This window comes from Pedobacter sp. KACC 23697 (assembly GCF_045348445.1).
GTDB lineage: Bacteria > Bacteroidota > Bacteroidia > Sphingobacteriales > Sphingobacteriaceae > Pedobacter.
On sequence record NZ_CP157485.1, the window covers coordinates 2,368,382 to 2,388,146 of the forward strand.

18 protein-coding genes are annotated in these 19,765 nt (G+C 41.6%); 9 read left to right on the plus strand and 9 right to left on the minus strand.

Translation table 11 applies throughout. The features are described 5' to 3' along the window. Window positions 1-123 precede the first annotated feature (123 nt). Window positions 124-993, plus strand: coding sequence for a helix-turn-helix domain-containing protein (locus ABEG20_RS09310; RefSeq protein ID WP_406827098.1), 870 nt, complete (start codon window positions 124-126; stop codon window positions 991-993). Window positions 994-1,047: 54 nt separating this feature from the next. Further along, window positions 1,048-2,652 carry a S41 family peptidase gene (locus ABEG20_RS09315; protein ID WP_406827099.1) on the plus strand — a complete coding sequence of 535 codons (1,605 nt, stop codon included), beginning with the start codon at window positions 1,048-1,050 and terminating at the stop codon, window positions 2,650-2,652. Window positions 2,653-2,759: 107 nt separating this feature from the next. Here ABEG20_RS09315 and ABEG20_RS09320 read toward each other — a convergent pair whose 3' ends face one another. Both ABEG20_RS09320 and ABEG20_RS09325 read right to left on the minus strand, forming a co-directional pair. Beyond that, window positions 2,760-3,119: a response regulator transcription factor gene (locus ABEG20_RS09320; RefSeq protein ID WP_406827100.1), complete on the minus strand. Its 360-nt coding sequence runs from the start codon at window positions 3,117-3,119 to the stop codon at window positions 2,760-2,762. A 69-nt stretch (window positions 3,120-3,188) separates the two neighbouring features. After that, a complete protein-coding gene (locus tag ABEG20_RS09325; protein WP_406827101.1) occupies window positions 3,189-3,449 on the minus strand; it encodes a DUF3253 domain-containing protein in 261 nt (86 codons plus the stop codon). Between the two features lie 239 nt (window positions 3,450-3,688). Between ABEG20_RS09325 and ABEG20_RS09330 the strand changes: the two genes are divergently transcribed. Beyond that, window positions 3,689-4,759, plus strand: coding sequence for a glycosyltransferase family 4 protein (locus tag ABEG20_RS09330; protein WP_406827102.1), 1,071 nt, complete (start codon window positions 3,689-3,691; stop codon window positions 4,757-4,759). Between the two features lies 1 nt (window position 4,760). Continuing rightward, a complete protein-coding gene (locus ABEG20_RS09335) occupies window positions 4,761-5,807 on the plus strand; it encodes a glycosyltransferase (RefSeq protein ID WP_406827103.1) in 1,047 nt (348 codons plus the stop codon). On the opposite strand, the gene ABEG20_RS09340 is transcribed toward ABEG20_RS09335, so the two are convergent. Then, window positions 5,804-6,625 (minus strand): glycosyltransferase family 2 protein, encoded by an 822-nt coding sequence (locus ABEG20_RS09340; protein WP_406827104.1) that lies wholly within the window; start codon window positions 6,623-6,625, stop codon window positions 5,804-5,806. The two genes, ABEG20_RS09335 and ABEG20_RS09340, sit on opposite strands and share 4 nt — an antisense overlap. Window positions 6,626-6,872: 247 nt before the next feature. On the opposite strand from ABEG20_RS09340, the gene ABEG20_RS09345 reads away from it, so the two are divergent. Next, window positions 6,873-7,667: a murein L,D-transpeptidase catalytic domain family protein gene (locus ABEG20_RS09345; protein ID WP_406827105.1), complete on the plus strand. Its 795-nt coding sequence runs from the start codon at window positions 6,873-6,875 to the stop codon at window positions 7,665-7,667. Here ABEG20_RS09345 and ABEG20_RS09350 read toward each other — a convergent pair. Then, window positions 7,664-9,193, minus strand: a complete 1,530-nt coding sequence (locus ABEG20_RS09350) for a L,D-transpeptidase family protein (RefSeq protein WP_406827106.1) — start codon at window positions 9,191-9,193, stop codon at window positions 7,664-7,666. The two genes, ABEG20_RS09345 and ABEG20_RS09350, sit on opposite strands and share 4 nt — an antisense overlap. Window positions 9,194-9,372: 179 nt before the next feature. On the opposite strand from ABEG20_RS09350, the gene ABEG20_RS09355 reads away from it, so the two are divergent. Together ABEG20_RS09355 and ABEG20_RS09360 are read left to right on the plus strand one after the other, a co-directional pair. Then, on the plus strand, window positions 9,373-10,281 hold the full coding sequence (locus ABEG20_RS09355; RefSeq protein WP_406827107.1) for a GyrI-like domain-containing protein: 909 nt from the start codon (window positions 9,373-9,375) through the stop codon (window positions 10,279-10,281). 110 nt (window positions 10,282-10,391) lie between these two features. After that, the gene (locus tag ABEG20_RS09360) at window positions 10,392-10,769 is read left to right on the plus strand and encodes a VOC family protein (RefSeq protein WP_406827108.1); all 378 of its coding nucleotides are present in this window, start codon (window positions 10,392-10,394) and stop codon (window positions 10,767-10,769) included. A 17-nt stretch (window positions 10,770-10,786) separates the two neighbouring features. Here the strand turns inward: ABEG20_RS09360 and ABEG20_RS09365 are convergent, their stop codons facing one another. From ABEG20_RS09365 to ABEG20_RS09380, 4 genes are all read right to left on the minus strand, one after another. Then, complete coding sequence (locus tag ABEG20_RS09365; RefSeq protein WP_406827109.1) at window positions 10,787-12,268, minus strand: TolC family protein; 1,482 nt, start codon at window positions 12,266-12,268, stop codon at window positions 10,787-10,789. Further along, window positions 12,269-13,591, minus strand: coding sequence for an HlyD family secretion protein (locus ABEG20_RS09370; protein WP_406827110.1), 1,323 nt, complete (start codon window positions 13,589-13,591; stop codon window positions 12,269-12,271). It lies immediately after the preceding gene. A 28-nt stretch (window positions 13,592-13,619) separates the two neighbouring features. Then, window positions 13,620-14,624 (minus strand): ABC transporter ATP-binding protein, encoded by a 1,005-nt coding sequence (locus ABEG20_RS09375; protein WP_406827111.1) that lies wholly within the window; start codon window positions 14,622-14,624, stop codon window positions 13,620-13,622. Between the two features lie 267 nt (window positions 14,625-14,891). Further along, window positions 14,892-16,565 carry an alpha/beta fold hydrolase gene (locus tag ABEG20_RS09380; RefSeq protein ID WP_406827112.1) on the minus strand — a complete coding sequence of 558 codons (1,674 nt, stop codon included), beginning with the start codon at window positions 16,563-16,565 and terminating at the stop codon, window positions 14,892-14,894. Between the two features lie 163 nt (window positions 16,566-16,728). Here ABEG20_RS09380 and ABEG20_RS09385 point away from each other — a divergent pair, with 163 nt between their 5' ends. After that, a complete protein-coding gene (locus ABEG20_RS09385; protein ID WP_406827113.1) occupies window positions 16,729-17,586 on the plus strand; it encodes a helix-turn-helix domain-containing protein in 858 nt (285 codons plus the stop codon). 71 nt (window positions 17,587-17,657) lie between these two features. Next, on the plus strand, window positions 17,658-18,848 hold the full coding sequence (locus tag ABEG20_RS09390) for an FAD-dependent oxidoreductase (RefSeq protein ID WP_406827114.1): 1,191 nt from the start codon (window positions 17,658-17,660) through the stop codon (window positions 18,846-18,848). A gap of 193 nt (window positions 18,849-19,041) precedes the next feature. On the opposite strand, the gene ABEG20_RS09395 is transcribed toward ABEG20_RS09390, so the two are convergent. Beyond that, window positions 19,042-19,764, minus strand: coding sequence for a type 1 glutamine amidotransferase domain-containing protein (locus ABEG20_RS09395; RefSeq protein ID WP_406827115.1), 723 nt, complete (start codon window positions 19,762-19,764; stop codon window positions 19,042-19,044). Window position 19,765: the final 1 nt, after the last annotated feature.

Here is a 19,765-nt window from a genome sequence, read left to right on the forward strand (position 1 = left end):
GCTATCCAAATAATTTTCTTCGCTAAACAAATGCTTTAAAGTAAATCCAGTTAAACTTAATTTAATAATTTAGCCGCGACAAATTTCCCTTATGAAAGATTTATAGCGCAAGCCTGCAGAAATATGGAGAAAAATCTATTGAAAACCACCATCTTAAAACCTGAAAATATCGTGTTAAAGCAGTATATTGAATATTTTCTTTTTCTGCACAAAAAAGATGGTGTACCGGTTCAATATACTACCTTTCCTAACAATAACTTGTGTCTGGCGATCTATCGGCATAATCATGTCGACTATCAGCATGATGAAAAAGTGAATCATTGCCTCATTAAAGCGGGCAGGCAAGAATTTACCAGCCGGATCTATGGCTTTCACAACATGCCTTTCCAGGTGGATATTCAGCAGGAACTGGATCAGATTTGTGTGATCTTCTACCCTGCGGCTTTAAAAGCTTTTACCCGGTTAGATTTTGATGAAATGCACTGTACCGACCAGGTATTTGAACAATTGTTTAAACCAAAAGACAAGTATTTTCTCGAAAAATTATTCGAGGAGCCTCATCCTACACAACAAGCCAGGCAGCTTGAAAGATTGTTGCTGGATCAACTGGAAGAACATCGCGTATCGAAAATCCAGGAAGCACTTTACTATTTGTCGATAGCTCATACAGACAACCAGAATATAAGCGTAGAAATGCTCTGCGAAAAACTTGGATGTAGTGATACTACACTCTTCAGGCTTTTTAAAACCAGTTTGGGACAAAATCCTCAAAAATACCTTAAAACCTTCCGTTTTAGGAAAGCATTAAAAGATCTGATGACTACACCAGATCTACTCACCACCGTCGCGTTACGTCATCATTATTATGATCAGGCTCATTTCATTAAAGATTTTAAAACCTTTACAGGTTATTCTCCTAAAAAATTGCTTCATGCCGTGTCTGTACAGCAACAATCTCTGGCGTGGATTTACCAGGAAAAATCAGGTGAATGATTTTTACAATTTCTTTTGCCTGCAATCCTCTTCCTTTGTGGAAATTCCTATTCCATGCGATACCTATACATTCTTTTGTTCATTAGTTTCACTTCCTGTGCTTTAAAACAAAAACAATTTTCAGCTGATTTTTCTTCATCTTCCGATGGTGTTCCACAGTTAACATATCAGCAAATGCTGGCCGATCATGATTCTTTAATTTCTTTTTTCAGACAAGTTAGTCCGATCATTTATTTTAATCAGGAAGTCAGGCAAATTCATTTTGATCGTTATGCCAGGCAATTGAGGAAACAGATTAAACCGGGAATGGGCATGGGTGCCTACCTCTTTATTGTTGAACAAACGTTTAATGCTGCCCAGGACGGGCACTCGAACAGATTGGGAAGCTGGCAACTGGATATCATGAAAAGTAACTGGATTCCCAATGGTTTGGTAACAAATATCGATACCAGTGCGATCAGCTATGGTTACCAATATGAAAACTATGCAAATAAAAACTTTTCGGCCAGGCTCAATCTGAATCTGGCATATACAAATGGTGAATATTATAACCTTTTACCCTTTAGTTACAAAGGTCAGAACTACCCTGCCGGGATGAAAGTATTGTATTGTAATGATGTGCCGGTACACCAATTTGTGGGCAAAGAGATTACAACAATATCGCCCTTAAGATGGGACAGACCAAACAATCGGGTTTATCATGAACGCTTCTATCAACCTGTACAGGTTTTTAATCAGGGCCAGCTGAAATTGGTTTTTGAAGATGGCAGTGCGCAGAAACATCAGCTGATTGTTGGGTATAAAGATACCCTGCAGTTTACGCAGAAAATCGTACATCCGTTTGGTTATAATGGTGAAAAAGAGCCACTCACAACACATTATTTTGAACGGGAGAACATTTTTTATGCCCGGATGCCCTTAATGATTGAAGCTTATGGTGATTCATTAGCGAAAAAATTTAGCCAGCTAACCGCCGGAAATCCGGTTAAAGCCATTGTACTGGATATAAGAGGTAATGGCGGCGGCAGTGATAATACCTACGCTAATTTTTTAGGAAAAATAATGAACGACACCTTAAAGCAGGATGTTGTTGTAGGAAGAAATTTTAGTCCTTACAACCAAAGGCAGTTTAAAGTAAATACCGATTCTGTAAAGAATAAAAAAGGCTTTTCATTTGAAGTAAAAGTAGCTGCATTGAAAGCGCCGGATATGTATTTTATCTCTGTCCCTAACTTTAAATTTGTAACGCCAGATAGTCTGAATGCAGGATTTAGAGGAAAAGTATATCTCCTGCAAGACCGTTTTATCTATTCTTCAGCTTCCAATCTTTCTAATCTCGCCAGTAAAAACGATCAGCTCGTCAGTATCGGGGAAACCCCTGATTTATTAGGCGGTCTGCAAACGAATCCTTCCATTCTTCAGTTACCCTACAGTAAGATTATTTTTAGGATTGAGCCTCAGATCGATTTTACCGGTGCAACAAAAGCAGCAGATGCCTTTCAGAACCATGTGGAATATCCGGTAGCCTATACAATCAAAGAATTAAAAGAAAGAGTTACCACAGAAAAACCGATATATGGCCGAGATTTTTTGTATCACAGCGATCCGATGTTTAAAAAAGTACTTCAGCTGGAGCAAATGAACAGCAGGCAGCATTAAACCCGCCGAACTGTTTAATTATCATATTTTGCTTCCTGACGAGCACTTTAACAGCATGCTGGTTTAAAGTGCCAAAATAAAATTAAGTTCGAGTAATAATTAAGTTATCAGTTTACCACGGCATTCACCCTGGCAACAAAATCGTCTATATTGAAAGGTTTTGCAATAAAATCATCAGGAAGGCATTTTTTATTAACCTCCGTTACAGAGGAATGAGCTGACATCATCAAAACCGGAACGCCCAGGGTTCGCTGGTCATTTTTCACTTCCCTGCACAGATCGTGGCCATTACCATCGGGCAGGCGAACATCTAAAATCATCAGGCTTGGAGAAGTAAAAAGTAAATCCTTTCTAAAACTCCTGATGTCAGGGTATAATTTAACTTCGTAATTCTCTTCATCCAACAGCAATCCTATAATCTCTCTGATATCAAGATCGTCTTCCAAAACCATTATTTTCTTTTTCATCATCATTCCATGTGTATCATTATAACCAGTTGGATGCCATTTAGTTTTAGCAAAATCAAAACAATTAAATTATCTGCTTAAAGTGCATTGTTTGATCCGCACAGGTCCCTTAATCTTTTCCACATCTACCGCCTTACCTTTCTGGGTGATCGAAATTCTGCCATCGATACTTAGGTTAGTTGCTACTTGCATAATGGCCCCCATCTTTTTCCGCCAATCGTTTGGAAAAAGCATCCTGGCAATTTCGGACGGACAGGTACTTTTACCGGCCCCACGCTGCCCGGCTACCATTAATATACGTTCCGCTATTCTCTGCTCCTCTTGCATCATTTTTTAAACACTGGCTTTCAGCAAATGGTTTCAAACAATATTACAGACCATTGAATAAGCAGCTCAGCGCGTTACCCATACCATCCAAACCGCTAAGCATAAAGATGTTGATGTATATCATCATTAGTAAATTGCTTCGGGTTAAATACGGGAAATAATACAAAAAGATTTGGCAGAAGAATTACTCAAAACTTTCGCCGTTTTATCCAGTTGTTATGGTAACACCTTTAAAAATACCAATGAATATCGGAATAATAGCGCATCTAAAACATCCCATCCGTAAGCCATATATGGGCGGACTGGAGGCTTTCACTTATGAAGTTACCAAAAGACTTATTTCCAGGGGACATACCGTTACCTTGTATGCAAGTGAACTGAGCGATCCTGATCTTAATGTTAATGTTATACTCACTGATGTGGATTATGACAGGGAAACGCTAAGCAGATTCAGGTCTCACGAGCTTAGCGAAGACTTTATTTCCACTCATCATGCTTATTTAGAACTGATGCAGGATATTGATGGCCGTAAACATGACGTGATCTTCAACAATAGCCTGAATTATGTACCACTTACCATGTCAACCATTACGGCAACGCCCATGGTTACCGTGCTACATACCCCTCCTATCTTCGAAATGAAACGTGCAATGTTACAAGAGCGTAAAACAGGGCGCATTCGGTACGTAAGTGTTTCAAAACCTAATGCGCTTGCCTGGAAACCTTTCCTGAATCATTGTGACGTGATTTGTAATGGTGTGGATATTTCATTATGGAAATTTCATGCTCAACCCGCTGGTGATTACCTGATCTGGTTTGGAAGGATTCATCCGGATAAAGGAACACACATAGCGATACAAGCCGCTAAACTGGCGGGCTATCCGATTAAAGTGGCTGGTAGTATTGCCGATAAACACTATTTCCAGACTTATGTTGAACCGCTGATCGGCGAAGGCGTAGAAATGCTTGGAAACTGCAGTCATGAAACACTGAATGAATTAATAGGTAATGCCAAATGCGCGTTGATTACTCCTTGCTGGGATGAACCTTTTGGTCTTGTAGTTGCTGAAACCCTCGCCTGTGGCACACCCGTTGCGGGCATCTCTCGAGGCGCATTGCCCTACCTGATCAATAGCGGAACGGGTTGCCTAACCAGCAGCAATGACCCTGCAGATCTTGCAAATTGTGTGTCAGTAGCTGTAAAGATGGATCGCGGTGCCTGCCGCCGTCACGCAGAAGAAAACCTGGATATTGAAAGGATGATGGATGCTTATGAATTGCTATTGATGGAAACCGTTGGCCAACTAGTTTAATATGGAATTTGCTTTTTACGTTCATCATCATGGTTCCGGCCATTTAATGAGGTGTTTGGCCATTGCATCTGCCCTGAAAAATTGCCATATAACCTTTTTGGGGAGTGGGCTCGAAGCACAAAAGTCGCTGATCCCAAACTCAATTGATCTCATTTTTTTACCGATGGACACCCCTAACGAACAGGATCATGATTTCCTGGATCAAAGTCTGGAGGGATTGCATTATGCACCACTTAATGTTAGTGGGCAGCTTCAGCGGGTAAATATCATAACCAGCTTTCTGGCCAGCCACCCCAAATTGCTATTTGTCGTCGACGTTTCAGTTGAAATTGCCATGCTATCGGGGCTCTGTGGCGTACCTGCTATCGTCATCAGGCAACATGGTTTGCGAGACGATTTACCACATCAAATCTGTTACCACAATGCCGTTGGATTGTTAGCGCCTTTTGATGTGCGGATGGCTGGACAAGTGCCAGCATGGATCAACGAGAAAACTTTTTATACAGGTGGACTTAGCCGATTTGCGACCAGTGCGGATCAGTCAGATCCAAACAAAAGACAGGTAGCGGTACTGATTGGCAGTGGCGGCACAAGTATAGATCACGAATTTTTAAACCATCTTTCAGGGCAATGCCCAGGATGGACCTTCCATGTAGTGGGCAACAGCGAAAATTCAAATCCTGTTCATAACCTGCATTTCCACGGTAGATGGAATGATCCCAGGCCTATCCTGGCAGATTGTTGTATTGTTATTGGGAATGCCGGCCATAATACAGTGATGGAATGTGCTTCGCTCAATAAACGTTTTATTGCCATAGCCGAAGAACGTCCTTTTAAAGAGCAAGAAGAAAAAGCCCGTATTATCGGAGCACTATCATTGGCTGTACACCTCTCCGCCGCGGAGATACTCCATGTCAATTGGAAAGAAATTCTGGAAAATTTGTTAACCAGCCGTCCCAACTGGACTGGGTTTATCAGAAGCGATGCAGCCGAACGCGCTGCAGATTATTTGATAAATACCCACCGCTCTATTTTTAAGCATGATTAAGTCAATTTCAGCGCTTTTTCAATTTCACTGGCTGAAGGCATACGCCTTAATTCCAAATGATCTTCCGACCAATTGATTAATCCTGCACGTTCAAACTTATTCAGCCAGCCCTCCATAGGCCAAATTCCCCATTTTTCCTGAAAAGTTCTAGCATTGCTGATAATATCTGAAAGGTGATTCATAGGCGGATCATAACTGGGGTGATACTGATGGAAGGCCATGGCATCTATCGTATTCATAGGTATTTGCCTGGCTTTTGCGGCAAAAGCAAAATCGGTATCTTCCGCGCCATATCCCGTAAAAAGCTCATCAAATCCACCGATTTTCCTGAAAACGCCCTTACTACAGCCAAAATTAAGCGACCAAAAAAGTTCATAGGGATATTGGTCAACATTTTCGCGTAAGAGATCTGGCATACTGTATTCCCTCATACGTTCGAAAAGGTCTTTCTTTTCCATTGCCTGCGCCGTAAGATACCGCACACGGCCAGAGATCAGTGCATCAGAACTGGTAAAGGCTTTATGGTAACCGGAAAGAAAATCTTTTGCCGGAATACAGTCAGCATCCAGAAATACTACCTGCTCATGACGCGCGAAGGACACCGCAGCATTTCTTGCAGCTGCCAGTGGTAAATGATGTATACTGTTAACCACACGCTGCCTGAGCGGAAAAGTACAGGCAGGCAGTTGACAGGGTTCCTCGTTCATGTGTATGATGACAAGTTCCGAAGGCTGTGCTGTGCCACGCTCCAGGCCGCTGATCATGTTGATGAGTGCATCGCGTCGGTTTTTTACGATCGTAACCAGTGAAATATTCATGATATCTTAACTTGTCCGGAGGTGAAAAAGTTTGAAGAAATCCATTTCAGAAACAACTTTGAAATCAGCAGCATGACGAGACACACAAATAAAAACCGTGTTATAAACCAGACCATTATCATCATGTAATTGTCAGCATTTGGCCTTATATTAGCAAATTGCTTGCTAATGTTGTATTTTTGTTACACAAACAATCCAAACAGCCTATTGCAGAAAGCCCTACTTTAAACATTTCAATTAGCTAACTATGAGAAAATATATTTTGGGCATCTTCTTTATCGTTATATCCTTAAGTTTTTTCCTATTGGCCATGAGCAATAGTAAAAGCGCGCCTCCTAAAATTGTTGCAGGTGCTTCTACCTTAATTAAACCGAGTTATACTGCTTATGCAAGGTCACTTTATAATCAGGTTCATTTAAAAGATTCGGGTCTGACTTATCCGGTATTTGAAAAAGCACTTACCGGATTTTATAATTTAAAGGAAGCTGGCAGATTATCGCAGCATGCGCTGTTGAGCATTGCAGACTTTGACCAGAAGAGTACGAGGAAAAGGCTTTATGTGCTTGACCTGGTTAAAAAGAAAGTTATATTAAATACCTGGGTAGCCCATGGCCAGCGCAGTGGTGATGATGAAACGGTTACTTTTTCCAACCGAAATGACTCTTACAGCAGCAGTATAGGCTTTTATGTTACTGGCGAAGAATATGTAGGCACGCACGGAAGGTCGCTTCGTTTGGATGGTATGGATGCCGGCTATAACGATAATGCCAGAATGCGCGCTATTGTTATTCATGGCGCACCTTATGTAAGCCAGGGTACAATTGAAGCTTTGGGCCGCTTAGGTCGAAGTCAGGGCTGTCCGGCGGTAAGTCCTGAATTATCCAATCAACTGATCAGCGCAATGGGTGAAGGCAGTGTACTTTTTATCAATAAAACTGCGGAGAAATATGCTTCACGTTACCTGGATGAGAAGCATGCTGCACTGGCTGTGCTGCCAGCCCTGAGCAATAATGCTGATCAGGGCCAGATGCACATGGATTAAGCCTTATTCAGGTGGGTGTAAAGTACTGCATCCTGACCGTAAATATCATTTGCAAACATAAGCTTACCACTTGTTGAATCTTTCCAGCAGGTAAAATAACTCAGGTATACGGCAACCTTTTTCGGAAGTGCAATATCTTCCGCTTTTGGATCTTTGCTTTGCATACCCTCATTTATTTTATTGAATTTATCACCTGGGCCAAAAAGTGCTCGGGCCAGCTCCAATGGCTTTTCTACCCTTACACAACCATGGCTTACTGCCCTTACGGCGAGGTTAAAGGCCGCTTTGGCTGGTGTATCATGGAGGTAAACGCTGCTTTGGTTATTAAACAGAAATTTGATTTTGCCTAGCGAATTGTCTGCCCCGGGCTGCTGCTTAAAAGTATAGATTTTTCCTGCATCAGGCGCTGACCAGTCAATGGTCTCTGTATCTTCAACCTTTTTTCCTTTATAAAAAACATCAATATTCTTGTTGCTCAGATAATAGCGGTCTTGGGCAGCGTACCTGGCAATTTCATTACTGGCTATACTTTCAGGGATATTCCAGACCGGATTAACCTGTACACTATGGATCATACTCTTTAGTTGTGGGGTTTCGCGGTTAAATGCGCGGTCTTTTTTCAGGTCGTTTTCATCATACTCCATCAATGAGGTTACCTGCCCCGTATTACGTCCTTCCCCTACGCAAACTTTCATGCTCAAAACCGGTTTTTGTTTTTCAATTACCTGCAGTTCAAAAGCCGGAATATTTACCCAGACATATTTATCTTCCTGTTCAGCTGTATGCCATCTCAGGCGTTCCATGTTGACCTCAATAATTCGCCTGGTTTCTGCAGCAGTATGCCCGGGAGCCGTAATGTTTTGATTCAGGGCAGTTTGTAACATTTTATATGCTTCGGAACTCGGCTGAATACTATCCAGAAAGGTGGTTATGTTACTGGTTTGATAAGGCTTTTTAAATGAAAGGGAATCTGGTCTGAGTACCTTGGTATAAAACTGCGCAAATATTTTTCTGGGGCTCACGATTCCGTACTGCATGGCTGCAGCATAATCGGTAATGGCGCTGCTTGCAATCAGCTCCAGATCAATAACTGCTTCATAAGCTTTATCAACCGTATTTACCTCCGTTTTCGAGTAAATCTTCTCCAATGCGGCATTGAATTTTGCCGCCTGAAAGTTTTCGGCCGAAAGGCCATGTTCTTTTGCCGAATTAATCTTTTTAAAGGCATTCATCAGACCGCTATCAGGTAGAAATTTATCAATTAAAACCGGCTGGTAGTCTGCCTGCTTATAAATTTCCTGTGTAAATTTAGGATTAGACATCGATTTCCGCCTTTTGCTTAATGCAGCTTTAAACTTATTGCTCAATACCTCAGCATCAAGATCCTTATATAATTTATTGCCGGTAATCCTGGTTAGTTCAGCGCCAGTTTTAGATTTAGGTTTATTACAGGCCTCAAATAGGATCAATAAGGGTAAAAGCATCAACAGGCTGCTCAAAAATTTAGGTAAAGTTTTTTTGCTCATGCTCATATAATTAGTTTTTGGCTAAATTGTTTTTATAAATTAGCTAATTATCTGTTAGTTAATAACTTATTTTTTTACGGTAAAAAGCATTTTAAAAAAATTTTACTTTATGAGGAAATCGCATTTAATCAATATGAAGGATAGGATTTATCTGCGGATTATAAACTGTATAAAAAGGTATGAACAGATCGACCGATATTTACCAGCGACGGATTAATCAGGTAATCGACTACCTCAACCAAAACCTGGACAAAGTTGTACCACTGGAAGAACTGGCATCGGTTGCCTGCTTTTCGGCATTCCATTTCCATCGCACATTCACTGCCGTAACTGGCGAAACTGTTCATGCTTTTACCAGTAGGATGCGTATCGAACAAGCTGCTCGTTTGCTTAAATTTTCCAAAAAATCCATTACTGAAGTCGCATCAGCATGCGGCTTTTCCTCTGCATCAACGTTATCTCGCCAGTTTAAACAATACTTCGCTACCTCACCAGGCCGATATCGTAAAGATGGAAAAATAAAAAACAGCAAGATCTGCAAAGAATTACAGCCTGTAAATGAATATCATTGTGAACTGACACAGGAAAAACTGGAACAGCTTTTTCCGGTACAGATAAAACAGATGAAAGAACGAAAGATTGCATACATCCGGGTGACTGATGCCTTTAAGCAGGGAGTGGTAATTTTAGCATTATCCAAACTGATTGATTGGTCAAAGGAAGTGGGTATTTACGAAACGGAGACTATTTTTGGTATGTCTAAAGATGATCCAGAGGTAACTCCTAAAAAGAAGTATACTTACGAGGCCTGCATTACCCTACCTAAAGACTTTAAGGTAAGGCCAGACAGCCCGGTCCAAACGAAAGTTTTGCCACCATGTAAATACGCATTCACCAGCGTTAGTGGTAATCTCCAATTGGTTGGAGCGGGCATCAATTTTCTTTTCGACAATTGGCTGATCAATAGCAATTACGAATGTGAAGCGCAACCGGGGCTGGAGGTATTTTTAGATAAGGAAAATGTATGCAATTGGAATCATTTCGATCTGGATATTGGCATACCTGTTAAAACAGTAATCAATTATTAAGTAAAATGACGATAAAAATAAAAAAAACGGGATTTACCCTCCTCATGTTACTGGCATCCTTTCTTTCAGGTTTTACAGCCAGTATCATGGTTAGCAACAATCGACAAAAAATGAAAAGAGTAACCGGTATTGGGGGCATATTTTTCAAATGCAGAAACCCCAAGGCAATTAATCAGTGGTATAAGACACATCTGGGTTTCGACACCACACCATATGGAACAAGTTTCGAGTGGCGCGATATAACAGACAGTACAAAAAGGGGCCTCACACAATGGAATCCCTTTCCTGAAGATACCAAATATTTCGAGCCCTCAGAAAAGGATTTTATGATCAATTACCGGGTTGAAGACCTGGAGCAGCTAGTTGAAGTGCTCAGAAAAGAAAATGTGACCATTTTAGATCACATTGAGACATTCGACTATGGTAAATTTGTTCATATTTTAGATCCGGAAGGCAATAAAATTCAACTTTGGGAGCCAAAAGATTAAGGTGATACCGATGGTAGTTAGCGCTCTAAACGTTTTCCTGCCTGATAATAAACCTCCGCCATCGCTTTTTGCAGGTTAGCGAGTAGCTCAGCGCGCTTTACCTGCATTTCGATGAGTTTGGTTTCCCTCGCATTAATCAAAAAAAGATTACTCTCTCCCAGCTCAAACTTCTGCTGTTCCCCATTAACCAATGTGCGTTGACTGGCGACATTCCGGGTTTGCAGTTCAAGTTGCCCCTGATAGCCTTTGTACTGATTAAATGCGGTTAAAACAGCTGTCTGGATCTCCCTACCCGTTTGCTGCAAACCGTATTCCATATCTGCCTGCTTAATTTTCACCTCACGAAGCTTACCACGCTCCTCTCGCAAAAACAGAGGGATAGCGAAATCGATACCGACCTTATAATTGGCTAAACGAAAATCATAGTTATCTGCTACATAAGAAAAATCTCTCCGGCCGGCTAAAAAAGCACCTTTTACGCTCAGCTTTGGTTTTAACATTTCCTTCCTGTACTGTTCCTCAACGCCTAGTTGCGCCTGCTTACTTTTGATCTTTAACAACGCCGGGTGTTGCTCCGTGGCATGGCTTACTAATGAATCGAGTTGAACATTGTTCACCGAAGCCCTGGTATCTGCTACATTTTCAGGTACAGCAAGCGAAGGAAGTTCCTGCGGCACACCATCGGCAGACCATAGATTATTGGAAAGTACAAGCCGTGCATTATTTAATTTAACAGTGGCTTCCTGAAGCTGAACCCTGCGATCTTGAAGCGTAATGGATGCCTCTACAGAATCAATCGGTGGCTTATCTCCAATAAGGACCTGCTCTTTTAAAGCGCGGAATCTTTTTTCTGCAAGATCAACGCCTTCAGCAGTAAAACGTTGCTGTTCGAAAGCGTAATACCAGTTCCAATAGTCTTTTAATGCATAAAGCCATACGGCATTGATCTGCGAAATTTTATCGGCTTCTGCATAGTCTACCATAATCTTTGCCTGGCGCAGGGTATTTCTGCGCGAGTCTATCAACAATCCCTGTCCCAGCGGAATACTGAGACCCACACCTGTGAGGCCCGTATTGCTGGTCCTGGTTTCCGGATTATTATAAATACCTACATTACGGTCGTAACCAATATTTAAATCGGCACCCGCCAGCCAAAGCGGAACCTTGAGCTGGCTGTTCCAATGGTTATAATATTCAGTGCCACCAAAAATTTTCCTATCGAAAGAAGCCACCACCTCGGGATCGAAATTCCCCAACGCCTGTAGTACTTTGGCTTGTGAAGCCTTAGGGAGCAAGGCTGCCTGTTTAACAACCGGATGTCCAGTAAATACAATTTCCTGCAGATCGCGTAACGAAAATACCTGGCCGCCTGTATCTCCTTTTTGCTGTGCAGATGCGGAGAAAACCATAACAGACAGGTAGATGATAAAAACATTGCGCTTAAATGATGTCGCCAGCCATTCTGGCCCGGAAGCATGTTTTGCGTAGTAAGTCCTCATTTATTTGTTATTGATATTTTCAGCAGTCGGTGCCTTGTCTAAACTTGGTGGAAATCCATTGAGCTGCCGCCAGATTTCATACCATACCGGAACCGAGCGGAGAATAACCCTACCATAAACCCCAGAGCCCTGTCGTAATTGAATCGGCCATGGTTCATCGCCTTTAGGTACCCGATCAAGCTGCCTAACCAAAATCCGGTATTTACCATTTGTACTTACCCTATCAATAACAGAGACCTTACCTCCAAAAGTACCCACCGCAACTGATGGCCAACCAGAAAACTGAACCGAAGGCCAGCCTTCAAACTGAAGCCGAACATTACTGCTGTCTAAAATAAGTGGGACATCCATCGCATCCACGTAAATTTCGGCGGCAACAAGCGGTGTTAATGGTTGAAGCGTTGCCACAGATTCCCCCTCTTTGATGTTTTCTCCAATACCTGCTTTATATGTTTTTACGATATAACCATCCTGTGGTGCACGCACGACGTACAGCCCCCTTCTGATATCGATATTTCTCATTTCATTTCGCAATTTGGATATCTCTTCTCTCACAGATGCTTTACCGGAAATCGCAGAGCTAAGGTCTGACTGTGCTGAAGCTAAAGACTGTGCATACTTTACCTTAATATTATCTAATTCGATAACGGCAATGGCCAGCGATTGCCTGGCGCTATTGAGTTTATTCTCCTGGGCTACCTCTTTCGCTTTGTCTTCTGCAAGCTTTAATCTCCTGGATTCGATATCAGTCAAAGAAAAAAGGCCATTTTTATACCCTACTTCGTATCGCTCCAGCCTTACTTTACTGGTTTGGTAAATGTTTTTAACAGCTACCAGTTCAGCACTATCAATAGTTACCGTATTTTTTGCCTGCTTAACCCGGTTGCGGGCGGCATCAAGCTGTACTTTTAATCCATTGTTCAGGGCATTGATCTGGGCATCACTTGCTGAAATTTTCTGATCGGCTGCCTGCTCACTCCCCCTTTTGGCACTAAGCTGTTCATCCAAACGTTCGGGCAATTCGGGATTGAAGTATGACTGGCTGGTTTCAGAAAGGACCAAAATGGTGTCACCTTTCTTCACCTGTTGTCCTTCGGTTACCGCCCAGTACTCAATACGTCCTCCAATTTGATTTTGTATGGTCTGTGGCCTGTCTTCAGGGCGAAGGGCGGTAACTGTTCCCCGGCCAGATATGGTCTGCCTCCAGGGAAGTAGTAATATGATCACAAAAAGCAAGGCTACCCCAATCATTATTCTTCCCAGCAGCTTCGGTCCATTAACAGAAATCAGTTGCCCTTTGGATAACACTGCGTATTCATTCACTTTCTTTACCACCAGTTTTTTAGTTTGACTAATCATGCTGCTCTTCTCCTTCCTCTATTTCCATATCGGTTACCACGGCGAGTTTCTCACTGCCGGTTACCATATCAAAAACGGTATTTAAACTGGTCATCAACTTTTCAACGGCATAAGAAATCTGTACAATAATTACTTCTGCTGCAACAAATTGTCCAAAAGTCATCTCTCTTTGAACAACAAAATAAGAGCCCAGGAGCAAAAGTGCCCCCATCAGGGTAGTGCGTAAAACTACGGCGCTGGCAAACAATCGTTTCAGAATACTAAAATGATCGTTTCTGGCTTCTACATACCTGGAGGTAATTTCATCAGTCATTTTGGCGATATTATCCATTTCATGCTTTTGTCCACGATAAGCATCCAGGTGATCAGCAACATTCTCCAGGTAAGCCACAACCTCATATTTATACTCTGATTCCTCAATGCTGGTTTCTACTCCCCTTCGGTAATAAATGGCAATAATTACCACAATACAGGCGATGGTGAAGATTCCAAAACCAATGAATACCGGGTGGTAAAATGAGAGCAGTATGGCGCTAAAAAAAATCAGTACCCCTGATGCTACAATATCTATCAACAGCTTGGTAAGGCCCTTTTGGATGGTGAGCACATCAAAAAACCGGTTCACCAGTTCCCTTGGATCCTCGCCCTCCAACTCCTTTTTTTTGATCCTGGGCAAACGGTAGGCAAATCCAATGGCCGCTTTGATAAAAATCTTCTGTTCCAAATACTCTACCAATGAAAGTTGCCCCATAAGGAGCATTCCACCAACCACGATTCCAATTAAAATCGCAGCAATTAAAATATAGGTTGAACTGTACATGGAGCCATTGGCAAGCAGGTTAAAAACCGCTGCTGTACCCAAAGGAAGGGATAAGCCGATGACGCCGATGAAACCGGCATATAGAAAGATGTAATTAATTGTAGAGCGCTCTACATGAAGCATTTCTACAAGCCGCTGCCAGGGCGTAGGACTTAGGTTTGTATGGTGTTTTCTCATAAATCGTACACCTAACACTTATCCAATAAATTATGTTTTTGGAAAATACATTTTTTAAGCTTTCCTTCTCATGATTTTACCGCTATAACATATTTTGCTTAACCCGAAGTTTGCGATCATTTACTATTAATTTTGAACAATACCTGCCCTCATGGCTTTTTAAAAGGTTTTACTAATTAGACCTGTTTCTTTTATCCATAAATTTCATTTCACTATCGCCAGAGAAAACCAATTTTATCGCCCTGACAATTTATATTTTTATTGATGTTAATTGTTCTGCTTTGATAAGGGAATCAGAAAATTAAGAATAAGTTTATTCAGGTAACCTGGTTTTTCAAATGGCACATAATGTGTTGCATCAGGTATGATTGCTAACTGAGATTTACCAATATTGGCTGCAATAAGCCTGGTATGTTCAGCTTTAATCACATCATTGCTTCCTGCAATTACCAACACCGGATTCTCGATTTGCCGCAATTGCATAGGAGGCATATTGGGTTGTGCTATCATCAGTTTAATTAACCTGGAGTTTTGAGCTGGGCTTTTTGCCAGCAATTGATTTTTAAAGGATGCCATCAGACTATCGGAAACACCCGAAGGATCAAGATTGGCCCCTATAGTTACGATCTTGCTGACCATATCAGGATGCGCCAGATTAAAACTCAATGCGGTATTACCCCCGTCACTCCAGCCTATAACATTTACTTTTTTCAAATCCAATGCCTTAAGCACCTGATACAAATCGTCAGCAAATTTATCATAACTATACGGCTCCACAGATAAATCTGTACTTCTACCCTGGCCTCTTGTATCGAGAGCAATTACCCTGAAATGCTGCTCAAAAAAAGGTATCTGCCGATAAAAATCAGATATACTACCATTATTTCCATGCAGAAGTACCAAAGTTTCTCCTTTACCATACTGTTCGGTGTAAATTTTCGCATCTCCGACATCTACATAACTACCCTTTTTATTCCTTCCATACCCACTTTTAAAGCTTGCCTGTTTATATTGATGGTAATTGGCCAACAAGGTAACATCAGGACTATTTTCCGCTAATAAATCTTCCTGCACTTTCGGTTTATTTACATCCTTGTCGTACTTAATATCAAGATTAGCAATGAACGTTCCCGAACTGGTTTCCCAGTTTCCCTGGTTTTGATATCGAAAAAGCAGATCCTTAGCCAAAGTTTTTTTTGCTGACACACCAAAAATAAAATTTGTACTGCTATCCGGTACGTAATCAACAAGCTGTAGGGTTACGGCAATTCGGTCCAGGCCTTCAAAATTTAAATGATAAGGTGCAAGATTTATGCTTTGCCAGCCTACCGAAGTGGTTCGGAAGGTGATGAGTTTCCTTAAAAGATTGCTGTCCGGTATATTATTCTTTACCGTATATACATTAAGTTTTAAAGTAATAGAGGCGTACTTTGAGCTAGGTATGATATAAAAGTTATAGGCTTTAAGTATAGTCTGATTATAGATTTCAAATATATTGCCTTGTTCTATACTCGGAACATTTTTATCAAACATTCTGGAAAAAGTGATCATGGGTCTGGATCGCTGCCCCACCATCTGCTCCTTCATTTTAGTACCTTTTATCAGCACTTCAGCCATCTCAAAAACCTTCTCGTTAAGTTTGACCACCATTCCGGGTTTGAATTCCTGATGTCCAATTTGCCGATCGGTGAAACCGATAGCGCTGAAGATTACAGGGCTTTCTGCTAAACTGTCTGGAATAACCAGTTTAAACATTCCATCCCCGCCAGCTACAGTACCTACTTTACTATTTTTAATCCCTACTGAGCAATGTGGAACCGGTTGCTGATTGAAATCTTTAACCACACCGGTTAAAACATATTGTGCGTTTGCATTAATAAAGATAAATAATGCTACTAATGTGAAAGATAGCCTTTTGACAAAATGTATTGTTATTTCCATACCTAAGGAGATGATAAACCAATTGGATTGGTTGCATCTATATAGCTAAAAAGAATATATACCCTATTCACCAGACCCATAATATTTATCCTACACCTGGCAACGCTTACTTGCCCAAGGCTTTTGAATCCATCTTTTCTGATATCTTTGTAAAATTCTATCGATGACAAAAAAAGTAACACATATTCCGGTCAACACTTTACCTAAGGGTACCAGCCGGGGCATCATGATGTTAAGAAAGTACTTTGACGGATTTCCTGACAATGAGCAGGTCCGGCGGTCACATCGCGATCATGGCTATACGTTCATTTTACAGGAAAAAGGAATCACACATCTGGAGATAGACTTTCAAACCTACAGTATTCAGGCACCTGCAATCATATACCTCCATCCCAGCCAGGTTCACCGGCTCATCGCATTTGAAAGCGCCGAACTCAGCACCTGGATCATTGAAGAGGAAAACCTTCATCCAGCGTATTTAAGGTTGCTGAACGACCTACTTCCTGTTAGTGCTCTGTCGCTGAGCGACGAGACCCTTTCCATTTTATCGCAGATGGTTAATGTATCTTATACCCTTTTCACAAAACTGGAAGCCAAGTTATATCATACCACATTAAAAGAGAGCATCAATACCTTGGCAGCATTCATCACCTCGCTTTATCAGGCCCAGTCCCATCTTACTAAAAATCACAATAGGTTTAATAAAGTAGCCAGAGCATTCAGTGAGGAACTGGAACTTAGGTACAAAACCGTGAAACGTCCGGCGTTATATGCAGATTTCCTGAACCTGTCGGTTTCTTATCTTAACGAATGTGTAAAGATTGCTACAGGACTATCGCTTTCCGGCAATATACATCAACGCATTATTTTAGAAGCCAAAAGGCTTCTTTATCATTCCGACAAATCGGTAAAAGAAATTGCAAATGAACTCGGTTATGATGATTGTTCCTATTTCATACGGCTGTTTGTAAAAGTTACCGGATCAAAACCTTTACACTTTAGACGTAAAAACCGCGGATAGTCCTATACTTACACCGAATAGACATTCTTTATGAACCTTTGATGCCGTTCCTTTGTGCAATAAAATAGCATATGGAAACTTCTAAAAAAATAAATTTACTACACGAACGCCAAATAGCAATTGTTGGTGGTGGCCCCGGAGGACTTGCCCTGGCGCGGTTATTACAGCTTGAAGGTGCAAACGTAAAAGTTTATGAAAGGGATGCCAATCAGAAAGCACGTATACAGGGCGCCATTGTAGATCTGCATTACCATTCAGGGCTAAAGGTGCTTGAAGAAGCAGGACTAATGGACGCTTTTAAGATCCGGTATATGCAGGGCGCAGATAGGTTTAGGGTGGTAGATCAGCGTGCAAATATCTTACTGGATGATTTTATTCAAAGTGGCAGATATACTTTCGGCGACGAACATTTCCGTCCAGAAATTGACCGGGGTGCGCTCAGGGATATCCTGATCGATTCGTTACTGCCAGGTACGGTGATCTGGGACAGTCAGCTGATTACCCTGAATTTCAGTAATGACCGGTGGGAAATGCAATTCAGGAACGGCACTTTCGCCAGTTCAGACCTGGTTATTGGCTGCGAAGGCTATCGCTCCCGCATCCGTGAATACTTAACAGATATCAAGTCAGTGTACACAGGTGCGGCGATCATCCAGGGAGAGATCGATGATCCAAAAACAGCTTGTCCAGAGATAGACCACATGTTCAACAATGGAAACCTTATGGCAATGGGACAGGAAAAAATGCTTACGGTACAGCCCAGGGGTGATGGCGGCCTAACATTTTATGCCGCCGCTATGTATCCTGAAAATTGGGAAAAGATCAGCGGTATAAATTTCAATAATCCCGAGGAGGTATGTGGATATCTTATTAACTTCTATAATGGCTGGCATCCTGCATTTCACCAACTTTTTAAAGCGTGTTCGCACTTTACCTACCGGCCGCTTAACTACCATCCGTTAAAATTACGCTGGCAAACCAGATCCAACATCACCATTTTAGGCGATGCCGCTCATCTGATGCCGCCAAATGGCGAAGGCGTAAACCTGGCCATGCTGGATGCCCTTGATTTAAGTAATTGCCTGACCAGTGGCGCTTATCAAAATATAGAGGCTGCGTTAAAGGCTTATGAAGAAATGATGTTTGCAAGAGCTTACCCGATCAGCGAAGAAACCGTAGCGGGGATTAAGGATTTTGCTTCACCGAACGAAGAATCGATCCAAAAACTCATACAGATTTTCTCGGGTAATGAAAACGTCTAATACGGGATATAGAAAAACCTAAAAAGATGAAATTGCCGCTGTTACTTAAGAATTAATGCCTTCGTTATATTACCTTTTTAAATTACAGCTGTAACACCACCATCATATGATATCGATGTAAGAAACTCATAATCAAACCATTAAAATGTGTCCCTTCCTTATTAATGGATCGGGACACATTTTGATGCAAAACCTAATTTTGGGCGATTTCAGTTGATTGCCTGACCTCTGTTGCCTCATCTAAAAAATTGATAAGCGCCTTTGCCGCCGGACCAGCCGATAGTGGATTTTGACCGGTGATGAGTAAGCCGTCCTTTTCCACGTGCGATAAAAATGGTACAAGTGCTGTTTTTATTTCAGCACCGAATTCTTCCAGTTTGGTTTGAAGCAGATAAGGTACATTGCCACTTCGGCCCACCAAAGTCTCCTCGGTATTGCTAAAGGCCGAGATGATTTTCCCCTTTAAAAACCCAGGACGTTGCCTTTCGGCACTAATTAATGCCGCTGGTCCATGACACACCGCTGCAACCGGTTTTCCGGCATCCAGAAAATTGAGGATCAAAATTCCACTGTTGTTGTCTTGAGCAAGGTCCCAGATTGGGCCATGGCCTCCAGGATAGAATACTGCATCGTAATCTTCCGACCTGATCTGATCTAAAACCCGGGTTTGAGAAAAGGCTGCTTTTGCGGCCTCATCGTTGTTATACCTCCGGTTAGCGCCGGTTACATGTTCCGTTAATTCACTCATTGGATCAACAGGTGGCCTCCCTCCTTTCGGGCTGGCTAAAGTGATATCATAACCTGCATCTATAAATTCATAATAGGGATCTGTAAACTCACCTAACCATACACCTGTTTTTCCATCGGTATTGTCCATCGCGCTATGCGATGTTAATACCATCAATATTTTCTTCATA

Coding starts and splice junctions, on each gene's coding strand:
- ABEG20_RS09310 (WP_406827098.1), top strand. CDS start 124: ATGGAGAAAAATCTATTGAAAACCACCATCTTAAAACCTGAAAATATC.
- ABEG20_RS09315 (WP_406827099.1), top strand. CDS start 1,048: ATGCGATACCTATACATTCTTTTGTTCATTAGTTTCACTTCCTGTGCT.
- ABEG20_RS09320 (WP_406827100.1), bottom strand. CDS start 3,119: ATGAAAAAGAAAATAATGGTTTTGGAAGACGATCTTGATATCAGAGAG.
- ABEG20_RS09325 (WP_406827101.1), bottom strand. CDS start 3,449: ATGATGCAAGAGGAGCAGAGAATAGCGGAACGTATATTAATGGTAGCC.
- ABEG20_RS09330 (WP_406827102.1), top strand. CDS start 3,689: ATGAATATCGGAATAATAGCGCATCTAAAACATCCCATCCGTAAGCCA.
- ABEG20_RS09335 (WP_406827103.1), top strand. CDS start 4,761: ATGGAATTTGCTTTTTACGTTCATCATCATGGTTCCGGCCATTTAATG.
- ABEG20_RS09340 (WP_406827104.1), bottom strand. CDS start 6,625: ATGAATATTTCACTGGTTACGATCGTAAAAAACCGACGCGATGCACTC.
- ABEG20_RS09345 (WP_406827105.1), top strand. CDS start 6,873: ATGAGAAAATATATTTTGGGCATCTTCTTTATCGTTATATCCTTAAGT.
- ABEG20_RS09350 (WP_406827106.1), bottom strand. CDS start 9,193: ATGAGCAAAAAAACTTTACCTAAATTTTTGAGCAGCCTGTTGATGCTT.
- ABEG20_RS09355 (WP_406827107.1), top strand. CDS start 9,373: ATGAACAGATCGACCGATATTTACCAGCGACGGATTAATCAGGTAATC.
- ABEG20_RS09360 (WP_406827108.1), top strand. CDS start 10,392: ATGAAAAGAGTAACCGGTATTGGGGGCATATTTTTCAAATGCAGAAAC.
- ABEG20_RS09365 (WP_406827109.1), bottom strand. CDS start 12,268: ATGAGGACTTACTACGCAAAACATGCTTCCGGGCCAGAATGGCTGGCG.
- ABEG20_RS09375 (WP_406827111.1), bottom strand. CDS start 14,624: ATGAGAAAACACCATACAAACCTAAGTCCTACGCCCTGGCAGCGGCTT.
- ABEG20_RS09380 (WP_406827112.1), bottom strand. CDS start 16,565: ATGGAAATAACAATACATTTTGTCAAAAGGCTATCTTTCACATTAGTA.
- ABEG20_RS09385 (WP_406827113.1), top strand. CDS start 16,729: ATGACAAAAAAAGTAACACATATTCCGGTCAACACTTTACCTAAGGGT.
- ABEG20_RS09390 (WP_406827114.1), top strand. CDS start 17,658: ATGGAAACTTCTAAAAAAATAAATTTACTACACGAACGCCAAATAGCA.
- ABEG20_RS09395 (WP_406827115.1), bottom strand. CDS start 19,764: ATGAAGAAAATATTGATGGTATTAACATCGCATAGCGCGATGGACAAT.